The following is a 20,390-nucleotide window of genomic DNA, read 5'->3' as shown; positions in this document are numbered from 1 at the left end:
CATTTCCTCCAATATACTTTTTTAGATAAGGTCATTGCGCAGAACAAAAAATGCTACGCAGACCAGCAGACAGGCTACAAGAAACACAATTTCCCATATCCTGAAATCTTCTTTTCCCTTATTTATATATCTGATAAAACGAAATATAAAAAAGACAACAAGCACCGGCAAAAGAGATACCGACAAAACATTCTCCCCGGCAGCCTCCCCAAAGTCCCCATGGACCATTGCCGCCAAAGCATGACTCATGCCGCATCCCGGACATTTAAGACCGGTAATTGTTCTGAAGATACATGGCAGTCCTATCCCGAAGCCGGTAAACACCACGACATAAATGATAAAAAGTATCAATAGCGGCACTATGGTTCTTGCCACTAAAGTGAGCCTTTTACGCTTATCCATGGCGTATTCCTCCTTCGTTAAAAAACTGTCAACCCCGTTATTTTATCATATAAATCCGCTGAAAATTTGACCATTATGTGAATTATTAAAAAAATGGTAAAAAATTGAGCAGAGCAGATAACACAAGAATCTGTATCATAGTCATAAAATGGTATATAATATAATATGTATCAATATATCGTTTGTGGTGACCTATGAATAAAAGGAATGTAAATCGCAGATTCTTTATGCTTCCGATCGTATTATTCATTATTACCCTTATGATGGTTGCTTTCGGAAGCAGAATAATGACGGAATCCCGCAGATTCCAATTAAACCGGCTGGACAAGGGCTGGTCTTTTTCTGATGGCGAATACACCACGGACGATGTCACCCTGTCCAAACTAAGGATTAACCACACCTATAGGGGTGAGACTATAATCCTCACAAACACCCTGTCCAAGAAAGCTCTTATATCTCCCACACTCCTTGTCATCAGCAAAATGGCCGTTGTCGAGGTCTATATAGACGAGGAAAAAGTCTACGAATCCGGCCGGGAGTACTATGACAGTGGACTTATCGTACCAAAGAACTATCATTTCATACATCTAAAGGACACCACCAGCGATCACAAGCTTAAGATAGTTCTCACAGTATGCGATGAAGATGCTTTTACCCAGATAGAGATTCCCTACTATGGCACCATGCACGGGATCATGAGAGAATTCATGGAGATCCACAGGCTCCCTCTGTTCGTGGGCGGATTCCTTGTAATATACTCCTGGATCCTGTTCTTGCTGGCCATATACCTTATTTTGACGAAAAGGTCAACTCCCTCCATGTTCTTTAGCTCCGCCATAGCGATGCTTCTGGGATTGTACACCTTTACTTACAACGACATATTCTATCTTCTGGGAGACAAGGATTATTTTTACAATATTATGGAATACATGGCTCTGTACATGATTCCCCTTGCCATCAGCGTGCTGTTCTACTCGACGCATCCTACGGTTGCGCCAAGACGCCAGCTTCTGTGCCTTAATCTGAACACGCTGTTTCCAATCGCGATACTTCTGATCAATCACCTGAAGGTCGCCCCCATCAATCATTTCATGGTTCCCTTCCAGGCAGTATCGACACTGGAGATACTTATCATGCTCCCGCCGCTTCTTATGGGACTTAACAGCGAGCACAAAAAAAAGCTTGCCTCGGACACCTACACCGGAGTTGACGCCGACAGCTATATGATGCTGGGCTTCATAATCCTGATATTCTTTGGTCTTCTGGAAATCGGAAGATATCACTACAACCGTTATGTCAGCACCACTGTCAATGCCTATACCAGCATCAATTATCTGACTCTGGGAATGCTGTACTTTGTATTCTGCCTGTTTATCTACTATTTCCTGCACGGAATAGACAGTACCAACTCCAAATATGTGCAGGAACAATTGGAGGGCCTCGCCTTTACAGACACCCTGACGGGCCTTGTGAACAGAGCCAAATGTATGCAGTACTTTGCATCGGTCCGGGTGCCCTACGCCATAGTAAGTATTGACCTTGACCGGCTCAAATATGTTAACGACACCTACGGACACATCGTAGGAGACAAGATGATAAAGGACTTCTCTGAGCTTCTTGTCAAAGCCTTCCCAAATGCTGCGGTAATAGGAAGGGTTGGAGGCGATGAGTTCCTTGTTTCCATTGAAAATCCTGATGCTAATATCTGCGATGATTGCATTAATTTTTTACAAGAGCTTATAGATGAATATAACCAAAGCTCTCAGGAATTCAAGTTGTCAGCCTCCTGCGGCTACGCCTACAGCGAAGAAGACAGGACCGGAGGTTTTGAATCCATTTTTATTCTGGCTGACTCGAGAATGTATGAGATGAAGGAGAAGCACCATGCGTAAAAACCTGTTATGTCTTGCATTCGCCTTCATATTGTTTCTGTGTCAGATAGTGATCTGGACCGCCTTCTTCAAACCTTCGGCGGAAGAATCCATAGAGATTCTGAACGAGGGCTGGGAAGTTATCTACAATGACACAGTTTACGAGAACATCAAGCTTTCTGCCCTCAGAAGGCTTATTGGTCATGGAACCCACAAAGGAGATACCCTTCTTCTTGCCAAAGATCTTGACGCCCTGGAAGGCATGGACTCTCCAACAATCTTCTTCGAAACCAGATTCAGTGCCTGGAGGCTTCGGTTCGGCGGTCAGGAGATATCAAACCGTTACTATGACTATCTTGATAAAAATCGTTATATCGGATGCGAGAATCATTTCATCACCCTGCCCTCTTCAACAGGCAAAGTGCGCCTCGAGATAGAACTGAAGGTCAATGAGGACGGCGCCTACAGCTACTATGAAGCTCCGGTCCTCGGAGATTATCGAAATGTCATCAAATACCTGGCCTATAGGGACTTCTTCGTATTTATGGCATCGGCATTTCTCATCATCTTCGGCCTTATGTTCTTTGCCATAACCCTGGGATTTAGAAGTACTCTCCCTGAGATCAAGATGCAGACCTTCTCATCTCTTTTGTTTGTCACACTGGGAATATGGTTCCTAACCCAGTTCAGGCTCCTTAGCCTTTTTGTAAACACCCACGGCCACGAGACCGAGCTGGAGTACATATCCCTATATCTTGCGGTTCCCATTATGTACATGGTAATCGGCAGCATGCAGGACTATCTGCATTACAAGCCCTTCATAGTCTTTGCCTCCACCAGTACAGTGGTGGCTCTTGCCCCTATCCTCATCCACGCTCTTAATCTGGATCATATGAACGAATACCTGGGAATCTACCAGTTCAATGCGCTGGTATTGGCATGCTTCATGATCTCCATGCTGATACGTGATATAAAGACCGGGAAAATAACCAATTCCCAGGCCATACAGCTTGCGGGAATGATCGTGCTCACAATTTCCTTTGTTATCAACGTATTCTTCTACTACCTTGAAGTAGTCGGAGTATATGAACAGATTCTGCTGTCCAAGGTGGCGGTTCCCATTGGCGCGCTCTGCATGGTCTTTGCGGCCCTCATCAACTACTACATCTATATTTCAGATTCTTACGCAAGGAAAAAAGAGAACGCCTCCCTTGCCCATCTTGCCTATGCCGACGGTCTTACCGGACTTCCCAACAGATCCAAGTTCGAGCAGTACCTGACAGATCTGGATAAGTCTGACAAGAACTACTGCATTCTCAGCATAGACTTAAACGGCCTTAAATCCGTCAACGACAGATCCGGTCACCTTATAGGAGACAGGTATCTTCTGGAGTTTAGCAAGGCCCTTAGAAAAAGTGCCCCCGAAGACAGCTTCATTGCAAGGATCGGCGGCGATGAATTCGTAATGATACTTACGGGTAACAGTCTCAACAAAGCAGAAGATGTGGCAACCAAGCTCAGCAGAGAACTTGAGCTTTATAATGCTGCGGATAAAAGAATAAAAAGAAGCGCCGCTCTGGGATATGCCTACAGACATGAAGCCGCCGGCGCTGATTATCATGACGTTTATCTTTTGGCCGACCAAAGAATGTATGCCAATAAGTCAGCTATGAAAATCAGGGCAAGACATAATGCTTAATCTTGGTATTCAATAATTAAATATCGTTTTTCGATATATTTTTGTTGACAAACGAAATTCACTGTTCTAAACTTCTCTTATGATCCACTATCGGATCAAATTTTTCCGGAAAACTAAAGAAAGAGATGAAAAAAATGAATAACAGTAGTTCAGAAGCATTTAGCATTAAACTGAGTAAGTTAGCTATTTTTCTGGTGGCTGCAATTGCTGTAGCCATGTGTGTTACGGGGCCGTTTCTGGTGAAGGTCATTATGGCCAAGGCTTCTCCGTTTATCACGGGCACACCCAGATACCTGATGCTGCTTATAGGCGGGTATATATGTGCGGCGATTCTTTTTGCCTTCCTTTTTCTGCTTTATGGGCTGATCTCCAGAATCGAGATGGGGAATGTATTTGTTCCTGAGAATGTCAAGGCCCTCAGCAATCTGGCAAGGATCGTATTTGCAGCCACCGTCATCACAGGTATCATCGGCATCTGCTGCACCCTTATGCTGCTTATCGTTACAGCCACAGCCTCTTTTATCATCCCTATCATCTGCGTTGTGAAGAACGCCTTCGGCAAGGCCGTGGAGATGAAGGACGAACTGGATTATACGGTATAAGGAGGGGGCAATGATCAGAGTTAACTTAGACGTGGTAATGGCAATGAGGAAGATCGGCTCCGGCGACCTGGCAGAGAAGGTGGATATCACCCCCGCCAATCTTTCTATATTAAAAACAAATAAGGCTAAGGCAATCCGTTTCTCGACGCTGAACGCGATCTGCAAGGAACTGGGCTGCCAGCCGGGAGATATTCTGGAATACGTTCCGGATGAGGAGTGAGGAAAAAAGTATGGATAATTACGAGAATAATCAGCCACAGCAGACAACATATGAGGCTGATGCGGGAAATGAAAACAAGCAGAATACTAACGCATTTGCAGCATACTACGCGCAGACAGCACCCAAGGTGTACGTTCCGAATAAAAATATTTTCAGAATCGCTGCAGTAATCAGCTATATCATCGGTTTCTTTTATTTCAAATATGTTTTTGGTACCATTGGCTGGGATCCCACAGTATTTACAAACAATAGGGGACTTCCCTATCTGATCTTCGGTATAGTTTTTGTGATCGGCTGCGAAGCCTTTGCCCACTTTACAGGCACCACCTATGAGTACCTGAGGGAAAAGAACCGTTCAGTCATGGAGGCGGTCATTTTTATGGTCTGCGTTCTTGTTCAGAGCATTGCCCTCTGTCTCTGGGGATTTCGTGAGGACTGGGTGGCATGTACTTTCCAGGTATTCATGTGGCATGCGACCATCATTTACTATGTACTTGCCCGCTGCGGCGTACTGTCTGCCGGCAGGAGCGGTATCTTGTTTCCTATTGATTGTCTTCAGGGCTTTATTGTTGTTCCCTTCGGCAACTTCGCATTAAGACTTGAGACCATCTTCAGAAGAGGGGACATGAAGGAAGATCCCGAAGAAAAAGAGATCAAGGCTCCGAAATTCAAGATTACCGCAAGAGGCGTCATTACCGTTCTTCTCAGCCTCTTTATCGCACTTATTGTATGTATATTTGCTTTTACACAGCTGGCTGAGGTATCCGAAACCTTTGAGGGATTGAGCGATAGCATCTCCGATACATTCTCCAAAATATTCGGAGAGGGTTTCTGGAACCGGTTTGGCGACAACCTTTTCACCCTGATTATTTCACTGCCCTTTGGATGCTTCCTCTTCGGCCTTGTGGCAGGCGCACTTAAGAGTAAAAAGCCCGAGATTCCTGAGGCATCCTTCAACAGCTGCACCAAGGGACTTCATCAGCTGCCCGACTATTCAGCATACATCATCATCGGCAGCATCAGCTTTTTGTACCTGGTGTTCTTCGGAACAGCGCTGTATGACTTCATAAACAATCAGGGGCTCTTCGCAGCAACCGCCCACGAAGCTTCAACAAGAGCTGTGGCAAGCTTCTGGAGTCTTATCAGAGTTATACTTCTTAACTTTGCGATCATGTTCGGCTCCTGCATTTTCTCAAGAGATGCTCTTTGGGAGAAAAAGGGAACAAGGATCATCGCTACTGTTCTGTTCGTATTCGCACTTGGTTTCGCCCTTCTTGGACTATACAACCTCTGCGTGGTTTATATGGGAAGCTACGGCTTCACAGCCAAGAGAGTGCTGTCAACCTGGGTTGAAGGAAACATCATTGTGTGGTGCGTTCTGATGATCGTAAGACTGTACAAGAAGATTCCGGCAGCACAGATCGGACTGCTGCTGGGGGCAATTTCGTTCTCTGCGGTGATGTTGGCGAAGTTCTAAGGAGTCAAGGGGACGGTTGTGAGTCAATGGGGACGGTTGCGAGTCATCCCCATCACTCAAACTGGCTACGATACAGCGCATAATACGCGCCCTTCTTGTTCATCAAATAATCGTGGTCACCCTGTTCAACCACATTTCCGGCGTCGACAACAAGTATGTTGTCGGCGTTTCTTATTGTAGAGAGTCTGTGAGCAATGATAAAGCTGGTCTTGCCAGCCATCAGGCTCCTCATGGCCTTCTGGACCTTGCGCTCTGTGGCGGTGTCGACATTGCTGGTGGCTTCATCAAGGATCAGCATGCTGGTGTCATAGAGCATGGCCCTGGCAATGGTAATGAGCTGCTTCTGGCCCTTACTGATGTTGCCGCCATCCTCGCTGATAACGGTGTTGTAGCCCTTTGGAAGGCGCATGATATAGTTGTGGATGTGGGCAGACTTGGCTGCTTCCACAACCTCCTCCATGGTGGCGTTTTCTTTGCCATAGGCAATATTGTCAAAAATAGTTCCGTTGAACACCCAGGTATCCTGGAGAACCATGGAATAATTCTTTCTAAGGCTCTGCAGCGTGTAGGCCTTGACCTCTTTTTCATCCACAAAGATCGCACCTTCGTTGACATCGTAGAAACGCATGAGAAGGTTGATGATAGTGGTCTTGCCGGCTCCGGTGTGACCTACGATCGCTATGGTCTGCCCGGGCTCTGCCTTCATATTGAAGTTCCTTAGTACGATCTTGTTCTTGAGATATCCAAAGTCAACGTCCCTTGCTTCCACTGTGCCAAGGGCTCTTGCCAATTCTCCGGCGCCTTCGATATCCTTGACTTCCTCAGCTTCATCCAGGAGCTGGAACACACGCTCCGCAGCAGCCAGGGCGCTGAAGATCTCGTTGACGATATTGGAGATCTCATTGATGGGGCCCGAGAACTTTCTGCTGTAGAGTATGAAGCTGGATATCTGGCCGATTCCAACAACTCCGTTCATGTACAGCATAGCGCCGCCAAGACCGATGGCTGCAAGTCCGATGTTACTTATCATTCCGATGGTGGGTCCCATGGTCATTCCAAGGCTGTCGGCATCTCTGTAGGCCTCTGCTGCGTTTCGGTTGATCTCCTCGAATCTGTCACAGACATAATCCTCGTGGGCGTAGGCAAGAATAGTCTTTTGCCCCGTGAACATCTCCTCCGCAAAGCCGTTCATCTCGCCGTAAGCAAGGCTCCTGAGCCTGTACAGTGGTCTCGTGCGCTTACTCATGTATCTGGTGAAAAGAATCGACACAGGAATCGTGAACACCATGCACAGAACCAGCGGCGGCGATATGATACACATCATCACAAAGCTTCCCACAACCGTAACGAAACTGGTCAGAATCTGTACCACATCCGAAGAAAGGCTGGTGGATACAACGTCTATGTCGTAGGATACACGGCTGATGATGTCTCCCGCAAGGTGCCTGTCGAAATAACCCACCGGCATTTCCATAAGCTTGTTAAAGACGTCGCGTCTCATGTTCCTTGCAACTTTTCTGCCAACCCTCATCATTCCTATATTTACAAAAAAGCTAAGGATGTTGCCGCTGACATAGGCGATCAGCATGAAGATTCCGTAGCGGATAACTTCGTTTATATCAACTTTTCCAGCGCCCTGACTTGCTGCATTAATGGCCTTGCCGGCAAAATCCGGGCCGAGAAGGTTACCGATATTGCTGGCGAAGGCGCACAGGAGCATGAGTAGTACTACCCATGCGTACTCCATCAGATATTTGAGAAGACGCAGCATGGTCTTTTTGGCGTGCTTGGGTTTTTCTTTGGCTTTTCCTCTATCTCCCGGACCGGGCATGTTGTTCCTCCTTGTGTATGGGCGGTTGTGAGTTGGTGGGGACGGTTCTCGCTGACTCACAACCGCCATAACTCATCATGTAGTCTGCATTTCAAAGGTTTCTCTGTAGGCCGGGCAATTCTCCATCAGCTCCTCATGGGTTCCGTAGCCGATACAGGTTCCGTTGTCCATCACCATGATATGATCCATGCCCATGATACTGCTGACTCTCTGGGCGATCATGATCAGTGTACTGTCAGAATGGTTCTTTCTGATGGCGCTCCTCATCTGAGAATCCGTCTTGTAATCAAGAGCTGAGGAGCTGTCATCCAGAATAAGGATCTCAGGGTCTGCCGCAAGAGCTCTTGCCACCAGAAGTCTCTGCTTCTGTCCTCCTGAGAGGTTGGCGCCCTTGATGGCTGCCATGTACTCCATTTTGCCGTCCAGGCTGTCGATGTATTCTGAAGCTACGGCATCTTCCGCAGCGCTGTCGAGATCCGCCTGAGAGATACCTCTTCCGAAATCAATGTTGTTTTTGATGGAATCGTTGAAGACCATGTCGTTCTGGAAAACCACACCGAACTTACGCCTCAGCTCATCCTTTTCATAGCTTCTGATATCCCTGTCATCGATGGTTATGGAGCCGGAATCAGGGTTGTAAAAACGCATCAGAAGATTCACTATGGTGGTTTTGCCGCAGCCCGTGGGGCCTATGATTCCGAGGCTCTCACCTTTATTTAGGGAAAAACTGATATTCTCAAGGGCCAGTTCTCTTTTGCCTCCCGCAAAGTCCGCGTCAGTTCTGCTCTCGCTGCCGTAGGAGAAGCTGACATTATTGAACCTGATATGTCCTCCACCGTTCTCACCTCCAAGGTAGATCTCCCAGCCATCATCGGTGCTTATCACCTCATCTATACGGTCGGCACTGGCGCTGGCCTTACTCATGCTCATGAAGATACGGTTAAGCCCCATGACACCCATGTTGATCATGTTGAAATAGGTCAAAAAAGCAAGGATCACGCCGGGCTGCATCTGCCCCCTATTTACGCGGATGGCGCCAAAGATGACAACCATTGTAAGACCTATGTTAAGGCACAGCTGCATGAAAGGCCCGGGTATAGCCATAATGGTTCCGGCTCTCATGTCTGTTCTCGCCATATCCTCGTTGGCGGCGGCGAAACGTCTTTTTTCAAACTCTCCCTTACTTAAGGCCTTGACCACACGAATGCCGGTGATATTCTCACGCATTATACGAACGACGCTGTCAAGTTTCTTCTGAACGCCTGTGTACAGCGGAATACCCTTGGAAGATACGAAGAATACTACGCAGATGAGAAAAGGCAACATGACAATAAGGATCATGGCCAGTGCCCAGTCCATAAGCAGGGTCATCACCACACCGCCAAAGAGCATCATAGGCGCTCTGACACAGAGACTCTGAAGCTGAGCCACCGCGGCCTGTACGTTGTAACTGTCGCTGGTCATACGGCTGATAAGGCTGGGAAGGCCGAAGGAGTCAAATTTGTCTCCGGACAGATTCGCAGTCTTTTTGAAAAGAGCCTGCCTCACATCGAAGCTGACCTTGTGGGCGTTGTTGATGGCACGCCTGTTGGCCATAACGTTGAACTGGCGGCAGGCAATTGCGGCCACAAACATCAAAAGTCCCCACAGGAGAACATCTCTCATGTTTCCTGCGGGAACCACGTGGTCAATCATATATTCAAGAATGTAGGGAAGAGTGAGCTCTGTCATGGTGCCTATCAGCTTGATGAAGATAGCCAGGAATATGGCCCACTTGTACTTCCCCATGGATCGAAAAATCAGTTTCATAATTTATGCGCTCATTTTTTCTTTCAAACTCTCGTATGCGGCCTGCATTTTCTTGAAGGTCTCCTCATCACCGTTTCCTCCGTCGGGATGGAATACCTTGCAAAGGCTCCTGTACCTGCTGTTGAGGGATGTGATATCATCGCAGCCGCTAAAGAACATATTCACAGCTTCCTTGATAGGATCCCCTGTGGAGGCGCCCCCGCTGCCACTGTTACCACTGCCGCGCCGGCTACTACCGCCCTGACTGCCACGATTGTTACTGCCGCTGTTATCGTCATATTTGCCGTGATAATCATAGGTCTCGCACTGTTTAACGCATTCATATGCTTCGAGCAGCTCAGTGTAGGATTCTATTTTGTACCATCTGACCTTCTGAGTCTTATGCTCCCTCCAACGAAGAGTCCTGTTATCTACGATCTCAACCTGATCGTAGCCGGGTTTCCATCTGATTGAACCGGGGCCGATTATCTGCTCATGAATCCAGTTGGTCCTGAACAGGTAGGGCATACACTCCTCCACTTCTATATAGAAATACTGATAGGCTCTCTTACCAAAATCACCGTCAGAGTCCATTCGGTCCCTCATCTTGGCTTTCTTGACGTCTTCGCTCATGTTGATAAGAGGCATAAGAGCCTTGATTGTTTGCTGAGCATATTTATCGTCATAGCAATTGGGCTCATCGTCACTCTGGGTACGCATATCCTCTGCAAAGCCTGCAAACTCCATGGTAAGGGCTGCTCCAAGACCACCAACATTGGTGATTCTCCAGTCCCCTATAAGGAGCTGATCAATGGTATCTCCCTCCTGATTCCAGTCAAGATTGGCATTACCTGCCAGCGTGACGTAGTTGGCAAATACAGGTGAAAAATCCATGCCCTCCTGCTGATCCAGATAATGCTGGAGAGCCGCTATATGCTCGTTGTTCTGAAGGAACGGATTGTAGATATTCTGCGTCTGACCACCGAAGGGGCGGAAAGACCAGTATTTATCGGAAAGGTTGCATTTGGCAAAATATCCGCCTCTGTTCTTGGCCTCGATAACGAATACGAAGGCTCCGAAAACGATGACGGCGTCTATTTCCTGGAAAGAACCGTTCGGCTCAGGTACCAGCAGATTGTAGAAGATATAGGTCTTGAACTGCGGGTAAATGCGCTTGAACTGCTGATAGCCAACATCTACAAGATACTCTCCCATTTTGCCCTTGTCTGTGGCAACAGTCTCAAAGGGATACTTATTCTGCTCGTAATAAATGGATTTGTAATAATTTAAGATATAATTCTCGGGATTGGTATAATCGGCAGCCTCTGAAGCAGCCACTACCAAAGAGCCGATAAACCCGTATTTAAGAAGGGTTGTGCCGGCATGAGACAGCATATTGGGGTTGATGATGGGTGCGCCGCACTGGTGGCACTTGATGTCACCGTAATGAGCAGCTCTTGCGCGCTCAACATAGCAGCCGCATTTAAAGCAGTAGTAGCCCGGACATACTGCCAGTCTCTGAGCTGATGACTGAGCCATCATTCGTAGCTGCTGGTATTTTTGCTGATTGATCGCAGCAGAAGCACCTGCGGCGGAACCGGGCACGGAAGCCCCATTTGAAGTATTACCTGCAGCTCCCGGTCTGGAAACGGGCTTGCCGCATTTACGACAAAACTTGGCGGTATCACCGACATCGGTGCCGCAATGAATACAGAACATATTCTAATCCTCCAACATACTTCCCCTCTCAAGTCTCTTTATCTTACAACAGCGAGGGGAAGTATGGCAAGAGGACCTATGGCATTTATACGCCTTTTAAGACATCTTGGAAACCTGTTCAAATTCGTTCTCGATCTCCTTATCGGGAGCGGGAGTAGCAAGGCTCACAACCACAATAAAGACGATTGCCACAAGGAAGGCAGGCGCCAGCTCATACAGATTCCAGTTGCCGCCCATGGGCCTTACCAGGTACTTCCAGATAAATACTGTAGCGCCGCCGGAGATCATTCCTGCGATCGCACCGTATCTGTTAACTCTCTTCCAGTACAGAGACAGTATCATAACAGGTCCGAATACCGCACCAAATCCGGCCCAGGCAAAGGATACGATTCCGAATACCGAGCTGTTGGGGTTCCATGCGATGATAACACCGAATACCGCAACTGCGATAAGAGTAGCTCTTGCTGTGAGCATTGCAGCCGTCTCAGACAGCTTGATTCCAAAGGTCTCCTGAATAAGGTTCTCAGAAACCGATGAAGAAGCAGCGATAAGCTGTGAATCCGCGGTTGACATTGTGGAAGCCAGAATGCCTGCAAGAACAACTCCTGCCAAAAGAGCGAAGAAGAAACCGTTCTCACTTATCTTCTGAGCGATTACAACGATAAGTGTCTCTGCCTTGGAGGAACTGGTGGGATCATCAATAAGACTCTCAAGAACATCGCCCTGTGTCATTGCTCTTCCCACAACGCCCAGGAATACTGCAATCGCAAGGGAGAAGACAACCCATACGGAGGCAATTCTTCTTGAGAGCTTGAGCTCTCCGGGCTTTCTGATAGCCATAAATCTAAGGAGAATATGAGGCATTCCGAAATATCCAAGGCCCCATGCGAACATTGTTATCTTATTAAAAAGGCCGTAGGGTGCGCCGCTTAGTGAAACATTGTCATAAGTTGCATTGAGGCTCAGGAACCCTTCAAGCTGACCCGCATTGGCGATAACCTGATCAAGACCTCCTGCAGTCACGATTCCGTATCCGATGACAAAAAACAATGCAGCAGTCATTACAATTGACTGGATAAAGTCAGTCTTGGAAGCTGCCAGGAATCCGCCGGTTGTGGTATAACCCACGATGATGATGGCTGAAACGATCATAGCCAGCTGATAATTTACACCAAATAAAGATGAGAAAAGTTTACCGCAGGCTGAGAATCCCGATGCGGTATAAGGAACAAAGAAAACAATGATGAAAATCGCTCCGATGGCAAGAATCACATTGTTTGTATCGCGAAAACGCTTTTTGAAATAGTCGGGAATTGTGATGGCATCGAGCTTCTCCGTGTAGTTACGAAGCCTTTTTGCCGTAAATAGCCAGTTAAGATAAGTTCCGACGATAAGACCTACCGCTGTCCAGCCCGCATCTGCGATACCGGAAAAATAGGCGACGCCCGGAAGTCCCATAAGAAGGTAGGAACTCATATCCGAAGCCTCTGCACTCATGGCGGTTACGAAAGGCCCAAGCTTTCGTCCACCCAGATAGAAATCCTTAACATCGTTGGTCTCCCTGGAGCTAACAAAACCCACAAGGAGCATCATTGCAAGATACACAAGAATTGAAATAACAATACCGATCTGCGCTGTAGTCATACTCTCTTCTCCCTTCAACAACACTTTTTTTCGTTAATACTTTTTCATAGTAGCACAGTAAAGGGATAAAGGGAAGAATGAAATTCACTCTCCGTCCAGTATTGCGATAAATTCCTCCTCCGGCATAGGCTTATGGAACAGATACCCCTGTATATAGTCGCAGTCCGCATACTTAAGGAACTTAAGCTGCTCCTCAGTCTCCACGCCCTCGGCGGTTACCTTGGCTCCGATGAGGTGCGCAAGTCTGATGGTGGAAGCAATTATGGCTTCCGCCTTGTCGTTGATGCCGATTTTTCTGATGAAGCCAAGATCCAGTTTGATTATGTCAAAATCGAAGCTCTCCAACATGGAAAGTGAGCTCATGCCGCTTCCGAAATCGTCCAGAAGTATCATGACGCCTTCTTCTTTGAGTTTATTAAGAAATTCCATGGCTCTGCTTTCAAGGTCCGCATAGGCAGACTCTGTTACTTCGAACCTGATCATGGACAGATCGATACCCTTCTTTTTGACCCTTTCGTAGATACCCTCGATGAAGGACAGATCGTAGAAGTCAACTCTTGACAGGTTGATGGCGCAGGGGACGCTCCTCTTGCCCATCGCAGCTCTTTTTTCCAGAAAATCAATCACCTTGTCCAGCATGAAACTGTCAAGATGTGAGATCATGCCCTCGGACTCGATCACCGGAATGAACTGGCCGGGAGATACCATTCCAAGGTCCTTGTGGCGCCATCTGATAAGGAGCTCGGCGCTGACAACGTCGCCGGTTCTGGCATCAACTATCGGCTGGTAGTAGGGCAGGAACTCGTTCTCGTTAAGAGCTCTCTCAAAGTCGGACAAAAGAAACCTTTGTCTTACGTAGCTCTCCTTCATGGTGTCGTCATAATAGGCATAGAGACGATTCCCCTTGGCTGTGCCATCGCCGATGGTCTTCTCCACCAGCTTGGCTCCCGCCAGGAGCTGCCTTGCGTCGGCATTTCTGTTTTTAATGGAATAGATACCGCAGCGGATCTCGTAGCTGTACTCCTTGGACTGATTCCTGTAGACCTGGCTGCACATCTCCCTGAGATTTCGGTCCGTCAGATTATCGTCCGAGGTTATCAGAACGAAGTGATCACTCTCAAGCCTTCCCAGCAGCACGGGCTTTAAGTACTTGCGCAGAACGTCCCTGGTCTGGAAGATAACCATGTCGCCGTTCCAGTTGCCAAAGAGCTCGTTTACTGCCTTGAAGCCCTTAACATTGGTATAAACAAGGGAATAGTTCTCATCCTCGGGAAGCTCGGAAATAAACAGCGCAGCCCTCTCCAGAAATCCCGTTCTTGCATACTCATCCGTCATCCAGTCGTGGTCAAGGAATGTGGTTATATCAATGTAAACCACAAGGAACCAGTCGGGGTATCCCGGGACCTCCCAAACTCTGATATTCTTGGCGCGGCGCCCGTTCTGTGTATCAACATGAACGGTCCTTACATAGTCTCCTTTTTCCTTGAGTTCTTTAAGGATCACCGATGCTCTTAGCTGGTCAAGAAAAGACTCCTGCTCCTCTTCCACCACCAATTGAGAGAGTCTGAAGCAGATATCGGGATATTTGAGCTTGCTGCTCTCAAAGAGTTCCTTGAGATGCTCATGGAGGTAATAAACCTCACAGACTTCGGTTTTCTTATTTACGGAAAAAACCATATCGTAGCCGTCAGCAAGCATGGTCTTGACCACAGTCTGCTCAAAGTAGCCCATGAAGGGCACAATGGTCCCCTGCTTCAAAGGCCTGATGGTTCCGTCTTCTATGATCTCACCTTTACCTTTGAAGGTGGTCTTTCCGTTTTTTACCTTAAAAAAGCTGCCGTCGGAAACCAGATAGAACCGCCTTCCGTAGCTGTCGGGCATTACGACGTCCTCTATAATATTCTTGCCGTCCAGTGTCCTTTTCAGCGTATCCTCCCTGTGGGGGATCATCTGAATATTTGTAAGATCGAGGCCGTCGAGGAAGCGCACGAAATTGGGATCTGCGGCTTCTCCCGCCTTATCAGGCATGAGATATACGTTGTAGGCAGCATTCATGGAGCCTGCTCCGGAGCATATGACCACTCCGTTAAAGGTAGATATCACCTTGTCCAGACCCACATTTTTCATAAAAGCAAGCTGAGAGGGCGCATGTCCACCGGCAAGATATATGACGTTGGCTTCCTCCACCAGGTCTTTTACCGGGCCGGAGCCTGTCTCACCCAGCATGGTCAGCTCTTTTACCTCAAGTCCTGCATTTTTGAAGACATCAAGAACAGTGTCCTTTTGCTGCTCATTCTCCTTTTTCTCCTTGGGATTGCAGGGCACATAAAGAACCTTGGCAGGTTCCTTCCATTCTTTTCTCAGATCGGCAAAAAGGCTGCGGTTGTCGCCGGGGGCTATGAAATTGCTGGTAAGATATACAACCATTTGAGTATGCTCCGTTCTTTAGTTTGCTTTTTTGTCTTCGTACATGGCTCTGTCTGCTTTGGAAATCAGGTCTTTAAGGGTGTCGTTCTCGGCAAGTCCTGCGGTTCCGATGCTGACGGTGAGGTCAAAGGCAAGCTCTTCCTCCTTGACAAGTCTTGCGAGAATGTTGTTTGTGCGGGTCTTCAGCCGCTCTATATCCTGCGGGCTGTCCATGGTGGCAAGGATAACGAACTCGTCGCCGCCGTATCTGGCGATGATGGCCCTTCGGGAGAGGCTCTTGCAGCTAAGTCGCAGGGCTTTGGCGATGACTTTGAGGGCGTTGTCTCCCTCCAGGTGGCCGTAGGTGTCGTTTATATACTTGAATCTGTTGGCATCCACCAGGAGCAGGAACAGCCTGTCGGTGCTGCCTTTATTCCTTTTCCATTGATCAAAGGTGTGGATCAGTTGCTTTCTGTTGCTAAGGCCCGTAAGAGGATCCACGGAAATCAGCTGGTCGATCCAGTTAAGGTACAGTATAAGTGTGGTCAGCGACATGGCGACGCAGACCACGGGTAGTTTGGGATAAATAAACTGAATGATGCCGGCAAGTCCCGGTGCTATGGGAAAAAGAGCCAGCAGTATCAGGTAGTCTCTGTCTATTTTGCTGTTCTTCCTGACAATGTCGATGATGATTCTGGTGCATGCCACGATTATATATAGGTAAGAAAGTACGTAGGTCAGTATGAAGTACGGGCCTCTGTGATATACTCCCGCTTCGTCGATATAAAACAGATATTTGCCGAAGAGGTTGCCGATAAGGAGCAGAGTCATGAGCCATATCACTGAGGAGACGAAGCTGATACGCCTCTTTTTCTTAACAATGGAAGTCTCCCTGAGGTACTCAAAATACAGAAACCAGAAGAAGCACATGGTGGCTGTGGAAAAAAAGTAGATGGTCTTGAAAACAATGATCGCCACACCGTTTCCCGGAATCAGACCGTTGGCAATAAGGACCGTCAGCGTGTCGGAAATGAAAAAGGCCATCTCACTAATTATGGACAGCGCAAAATTTCTCTGGGCCACCATCTTGGATAATCCGGTTGTTTTGTGCAGGATTATTCCAATGAGGATCAGAGAAAAAATGTTTATCTCCAAATATAAAACTGCGTATTCATTAGGTTGCATGGTTTAATTATAAACCATAGGAATAATATATTGAACACAGAAATGTATTATTTCGTTTATTTTGTTTTGCCGCTGTGATAAGGCAAAAAAATACCTCCTCGCTATATGAGCAAGGAGGTAAATCTATGGTAAATTCCCATTTAACTCAGGATCGGGATTGCGGGGAGGGCTACCGGATGTGGGACCGGTAGCGTTTTTGTAATGAAATGAAAACGTTGTGTGGGGTTATCAGGTAGTATTGTTCGCTTCCTGATAATCTTATGATATTCCCGCAACCTAAATCTTCACTTAAGCAATTGTGAACATTCTGTGAATGGGGTCTGACCCCAATTTCGGCCCCTTAGTCGATTAATTCACTAAGTTTCTTCCCGTAGAAGAAGTTCTTCTCGAGTTCGTAGAACTCGGTCCACATGGGGAGGGTACGGCAGTAGGAGGCCTTGGCGCACTCCGGGGCGCCTGCCTCGAGGCAGGCTACAGGGGCAAAGGTGCCTTCCATGAGCTCTATTATCTCGCCGACGCTGTACTCCGAAGGCTCCTTGCAGAGCTTGTAGCCGCCGTGCTTGCCGCTGGCGCCGGTGATAAGGCCTCCGGCCACCATCTCCTTTGCTATGATCTCGAGATACTTCTTGGATATCTCCTGCCTCTCCGCTATATCTTTAAGAGGAATGAAGTCATCGCTCTTTTGCTCCGCCAGATCTATCATTACTCTTAAGGCGTAACGTCCTTTTGTGGAAAACATAGTTGCTTCCTCCTTAATATCTCTATTTCTCAGTACATCTCTTTATAAGTTCATCTCTTAATTAGAATGCATCATCTTAAACATATCTCTTCTTAAATATAACATATGAAGTCTTTAAGAATCCTTAACCAAAATTTATCGCAGGAATAAAAATTTGGTTATCGTAAAACATATTGACATACTAGGTAAATGTATTGTAATATCAATCCAAGATAAAAACAAGGAGGAAAAAAAATGTTTAACTTATCATTTGTAAAAGAAAACATGATGTGTTGTCGAATGCAGGACTCCCGGGCATGTAAGATGGCTGGTGTGGTACTTTGTCGATGTGCACACCAATATAAATGATAGGTTTGCATTGATGTGATGCATCCTTGATCAAAAGCCATTGCCCGGGAGAATGTTAAGCCTCCGGGCTTTATTATTACCATTTGAAGCAAAAACGAAATCACAAACAATAACAACACAAACAAAAATATTAAAAGTTAAGAGGAGATTAAAGGTATGAGCAATTACAGATTTGAGACACTTCAGTTACACGTAGGACAGGAACAGCCGGATCCCGCAACAGATGCAAGAGCGGTTCCGATCTACCAGACAACTTCATATGTATTCAGAAACTCACAGCACGCAGCCGACAGATTCGGCCTGGCAGATGCAGGAAATATCTACGGAAGACTTACCAATTCAACACAGGACGTTCTCGAGAAGAGAATCGCAGCTCTTGAAGTCGGCAGCGCAGCTCTTGCAGTTGCATCCGGAGCAGCAGCCATCACCTATACCATCCAGGCACTTGCTGCAAACGGTGGCCACATTGTAGCTCAGAAGACCATCTACGGCGGCAGCTACAACCTTCTGGCCCACACACTTCCTCAGTACGGTATAACAACTACTTTTGTAGATGCACATAACCTCGCAGAAGTTGAGGGAGCCATCAAGGAAAATACAAGAGCCATCTACCTTGAGACTCTTGGCAATCCCAACAGTGACATCCCGGACATCGACGCAATCGCAGAGATCGCTCACAAGCACGGTCTTCCTCTTGTAATCGATAACACCTTCGGAACACCTTATCTTATCAGACCTATCGAGCACGGCGCTGACATCGTTGTTCACTCAGCAACCAAGTTCATCGGCGGACACGGAACAACCCTCGGCGGAATCATCGTTGAGTCAGGTAAGTTCAACTGGAAGGAAAGCGGCAACTATCCTCAGATCGCTGCTCCCAACCCCAGCTACCACGGTGTATCCTTCTACGACGTTGTTGGACCTGCTGCCTTCGTAACCTACATCAGAGCCATCCTTCTTCGTGACACAGGCGCTACAATCTCACCTTTCAACGCATTCCTTCTTCTTCAGGGCGTTGAGACACTTTCACTTCGTCTCGACAGACACGCTGAGAACACCAGGAAGGTAGTTGAGTTCCTGGCAAGTCACCCTCAGGTTGAGAAGGTTAACCATCCTTCACTTAAGGATCACCCTGATCACGCGCTTTATGAGAAGTACTTCCCGAATGGCGGCGCTTCCATCTTCACCTTTGAGATCAAGGGCGGCAAAGAAGCAGCCTGGAAGTTCATCGATAACCTGGAGATCTTCTCTCTCCTTGCAAATGTAGCTGATGTTAAGAGCCTTGTTATCCACCCTGCAACAACAACTCACTCACAGCTTAACGATGAGGAGCTGGCAGCTCAGGGCATCACACAGAGCACCATCAGACTTTCCATCGGCACAGAGCACATCGATGACATCATTGCAGACCTTGAGAAAGGCTTTGCTGCCGCCAAGTAAGAATAGTAGAGGCGAGATAAGCAGGGGGCTGTCCCAATTAACAAATTGTGAGCCTCAATAACTATCGACGGACTGTGTTGGTCACAGTTTGTTGATGGGGACTGCCCCCTTAATGAGAGGAGAAAGAATATGAAAAAAAATCTATTAACAATCGCATTATCAACAGTACTCGGCGCCGCAGCTCTCACCGGCTGCGGAAGTACAAATACAGCATCTATCGATGAAGCAGAGGTTGCCAAGGCAGCCTCTCCCGGATCCTCCGTTGTTTACAGAACCGTTGACGAGATCAAGGAGAGCGGCACCATCAATATCGGTGTTTTCTCCGACAAGAGTCCCTTCGGATATGTGGATGAAAACGGCAACTACGCAGGCTACGACGTATACTTTGCAGAAAGGATCGGAGCAGACCTCGGGGTTAAGATCAACTATGTTTCCACAGAAGCAGCCAACAGAATTGAGTACCTCCAGACAGGTAAGGTGGATATAATTCTTGCCAACTTCACCGTTACTGAGGAGCGTGCCCAGGAGATTGACTTCGCACTTCCTTACATGAACGTTGCTCTCGGCGTTGTATCTCCTTCCGACGCAGTACTTACAAGCCTTGAGGACGTTCAGGCACAGGACCAGATCATAGTTATCTCCGGCACAACAGCCGAAACCTACCTTGAGAAGAACTACCCTGACATCAAGCTCCAGAAGTACGATGCCTACGCAGAGGCCAAGACAGCCTTTGAAAACGGCAATGCCATCGCCTGGGCCAATGACAACACCGAAGTTATCGCTTTCGCAATCGAGAACGAAGGCTTCACCGTAGGCATTCCTTCCCTGGGAGATGCGGACACCATCGCACCTGCCGTAACCAAAGGCAACGAATCCCTGCTGAACTGGCTCAACGACGAGATCGTAGCCATCGGCGAAGAGAACTTCTTCCACGCTGACTATGAAGCAACTCTTCTTGATACCTACGGCGCTGACTACGAGAACACTCTTGTAGTTGAAGGCGGCAAGGTTCAGTAAAA

General features: G+C 47.4%; 15 protein-coding genes. 7 read left to right on the top strand and 8 right to left on the bottom strand.

From position 1 onward, the window contains the following. Positions 1-21: 21 nt before the first annotated feature. The gene (locus G588_RS0104210; RefSeq protein WP_022777511.1) at positions 22-402 is read right to left on the bottom strand and encodes a DUF2752 domain-containing protein; all 381 of its coding nucleotides are present in this window, start codon (positions 400-402) and stop codon (positions 22-24) included. 194 nt (positions 403-596) lie between these two features. On the opposite strand from G588_RS0104210, the gene G588_RS0104205 reads away from it, so the two are divergent. The 5 genes from G588_RS0104205 (at position 597) to G588_RS0104185 (ending at position 6,271) form a co-directional block, all read left to right on the top strand. After that, a complete protein-coding gene (locus G588_RS0104205) occupies positions 597-2,294 on the top strand; it encodes a GGDEF domain-containing protein (protein WP_022777510.1) in 1,698 nt (565 codons plus the stop codon). Next, on the top strand, positions 2,287-3,972 hold the full coding sequence (locus G588_RS0104200; protein ID WP_022777509.1) for a GGDEF domain-containing protein: 1,686 nt from the start codon (positions 2,287-2,289) through the stop codon (positions 3,970-3,972). Before G588_RS0104205 ends, G588_RS0104200 begins: the two co-directional genes overlap by 8 nt. A 134-nt stretch (positions 3,973-4,106) precedes the next feature. Next, the gene (locus G588_RS19105) at positions 4,107-4,574 is read left to right on the top strand and encodes a DUF2975 domain-containing protein (RefSeq protein ID WP_022777508.1); all 468 of its coding nucleotides are present in this window, start codon (positions 4,107-4,109) and stop codon (positions 4,572-4,574) included. A 10-nt stretch (positions 4,575-4,584) separates the two neighbouring features. Next, on the top strand, positions 4,585-4,794 hold the full coding sequence (locus G588_RS0104190) for a helix-turn-helix domain-containing protein (protein WP_022777507.1): 210 nt from the start codon (positions 4,585-4,587) through the stop codon (positions 4,792-4,794). A gap of 10 nt (positions 4,795-4,804) precedes the next feature. Beyond that, entirely contained in the window at positions 4,805-6,271 is a 1,467-nt protein-coding gene (locus G588_RS0104185; protein ID WP_022777506.1) for a DUF4153 domain-containing protein, read from the top strand. Positions 6,272-6,323: 52 nt separating this feature from the next. Here the strand turns inward: G588_RS0104185 and G588_RS0104180 are convergent, their stop codons facing one another. The 7 genes from G588_RS0104180 to G588_RS0104150 all read right to left on the bottom strand — a co-directional run bounded on the left by G588_RS0104180 (position 6,324) and on the right by G588_RS0104150 (position 17,583). Further along, entirely contained in the window at positions 6,324-8,102 is a 1,779-nt protein-coding gene (locus G588_RS0104180; protein WP_022777505.1) for an ABC transporter ATP-binding protein, read from the bottom strand. Between the two features lie 75 nt (positions 8,103-8,177). Next, entirely contained in the window at positions 8,178-9,890 is a 1,713-nt protein-coding gene (locus G588_RS0104175; RefSeq protein WP_242830335.1) for an ABC transporter ATP-binding protein, read from the bottom strand. Positions 9,891-9,914: 24 nt separating this feature from the next. After that, positions 9,915-11,609, bottom strand: a complete 1,695-nt coding sequence (locus G588_RS0104170; RefSeq protein ID WP_022777503.1) for an NERD domain-containing protein — start codon at positions 11,607-11,609, stop codon at positions 9,915-9,917. A 96-nt stretch (positions 11,610-11,705) separates the two neighbouring features. Continuing rightward, positions 11,706-13,253 (bottom strand): sodium/proline symporter, encoded by a 1,548-nt coding sequence (locus G588_RS0104165; RefSeq protein WP_022777502.1) that lies wholly within the window; start codon positions 13,251-13,253, stop codon positions 11,706-11,708. Positions 13,254-13,337: 84 nt separating this feature from the next. Continuing rightward, on the bottom strand, positions 13,338-15,680 hold the full coding sequence (locus tag G588_RS0104160) for an EAL domain-containing protein (protein ID WP_022777501.1): 2,343 nt from the start codon (positions 15,678-15,680) through the stop codon (positions 13,338-13,340). A gap of 18 nt (positions 15,681-15,698) precedes the next feature. After that, complete coding sequence (locus G588_RS0104155) at positions 15,699-16,814, bottom strand: GGDEF domain-containing protein (protein ID WP_022777500.1); 1,116 nt, start codon at positions 16,812-16,814, stop codon at positions 15,699-15,701. A 370-nt stretch (positions 16,815-17,184) separates the two neighbouring features. Beyond that, entirely contained in the window at positions 17,185-17,583 is a 399-nt protein-coding gene (locus G588_RS0104150; protein WP_022777499.1) for an RrF2 family transcriptional regulator, read from the bottom strand. A 504-nt stretch (positions 17,584-18,087) separates the two neighbouring features. On the opposite strand from G588_RS0104150, the gene G588_RS0104145 reads away from it, so the two are divergent. Further along, positions 18,088-19,371 (top strand): O-acetylhomoserine aminocarboxypropyltransferase/cysteine synthase family protein, encoded by a 1,284-nt coding sequence (locus G588_RS0104145; RefSeq protein WP_022777498.1) that lies wholly within the window; start codon positions 18,088-18,090, stop codon positions 19,369-19,371. Positions 19,372-19,500: 129 nt separating this feature from the next. After that, positions 19,501-20,388 (top strand): transporter substrate-binding domain-containing protein, encoded by an 888-nt coding sequence (locus G588_RS0104140; RefSeq protein ID WP_022777497.1) that lies wholly within the window; start codon positions 19,501-19,503, stop codon positions 20,386-20,388. The last annotated feature ends 2 nt before the right edge of the window (positions 20,389-20,390 follow it).

It is taken from the genome of Butyrivibrio sp. AE3009 (genome assembly GCF_000420845.1).
Classification (GTDB): Bacteria; Bacillota; Clostridia; order Lachnospirales; family Lachnospiraceae; genus Butyrivibrio.
The sequence above is the reverse complement of the archived record's forward strand: the minus strand, read 5'-3'. Positions and strand labels throughout refer to the sequence as shown.

Excerpts from the sequence above, each read along its gene's own strand:
- G588_RS0104150 (WP_022777499.1), bottom strand. The coding sequence starts at position 17,583 with ATGTTTTCCACAAAAGGACGTTACGCCTTAAGAGTAATGATAGATCTG.
- G588_RS0104200 (WP_022777509.1), top strand. The coding sequence starts at position 2,287 with ATGCGTAAAAACCTGTTATGTCTTGCATTCGCCTTCATATTGTTTCTG.
- G588_RS0104190 (WP_022777507.1), top strand. The coding sequence starts at position 4,585 with ATGATCAGAGTTAACTTAGACGTGGTAATGGCAATGAGGAAGATCGGC.
- G588_RS0104180 (WP_022777505.1), bottom strand. The coding sequence starts at position 8,102 with ATGCCCGGTCCGGGAGATAGAGGAAAAGCCAAAGAAAAACCCAAGCAC.
- G588_RS0104210 (WP_022777511.1), bottom strand. The coding sequence starts at position 402 with ATGGATAAGCGTAAAAGGCTCACTTTAGTGGCAAGAACCATAGTGCCG.
- G588_RS0104160 (WP_022777501.1), bottom strand. The coding sequence starts at position 15,680 with ATGGTTGTATATCTTACCAGCAATTTCATAGCCCCCGGCGACAACCGC.
- G588_RS0104140 (WP_022777497.1), top strand. The coding sequence starts at position 19,501 with ATGAAAAAAAATCTATTAACAATCGCATTATCAACAGTACTCGGCGCC.
- G588_RS0104205 (WP_022777510.1), top strand. The coding sequence starts at position 597 with ATGAATAAAAGGAATGTAAATCGCAGATTCTTTATGCTTCCGATCGTA.
- G588_RS0104145 (WP_022777498.1), top strand. The coding sequence starts at position 18,088 with ATGAGCAATTACAGATTTGAGACACTTCAGTTACACGTAGGACAGGAA.
- G588_RS0104185 (WP_022777506.1), top strand. The coding sequence starts at position 4,805 with ATGGATAATTACGAGAATAATCAGCCACAGCAGACAACATATGAGGCT.
- G588_RS19105 (WP_022777508.1), top strand. The coding sequence starts at position 4,107 with ATGAATAACAGTAGTTCAGAAGCATTTAGCATTAAACTGAGTAAGTTA.
- G588_RS0104175 (WP_242830335.1), bottom strand. The coding sequence starts at position 9,890 with ATGGGGAAGTACAAGTGGGCCATATTCCTGGCTATCTTCATCAAGCTG.
- G588_RS0104165 (WP_022777502.1), bottom strand. The coding sequence starts at position 13,253 with ATGACTACAGCGCAGATCGGTATTGTTATTTCAATTCTTGTGTATCTT.
- G588_RS0104170 (WP_022777503.1), bottom strand. The coding sequence starts at position 11,609 with ATGTTCTGTATTCATTGCGGCACCGATGTCGGTGATACCGCCAAGTTT.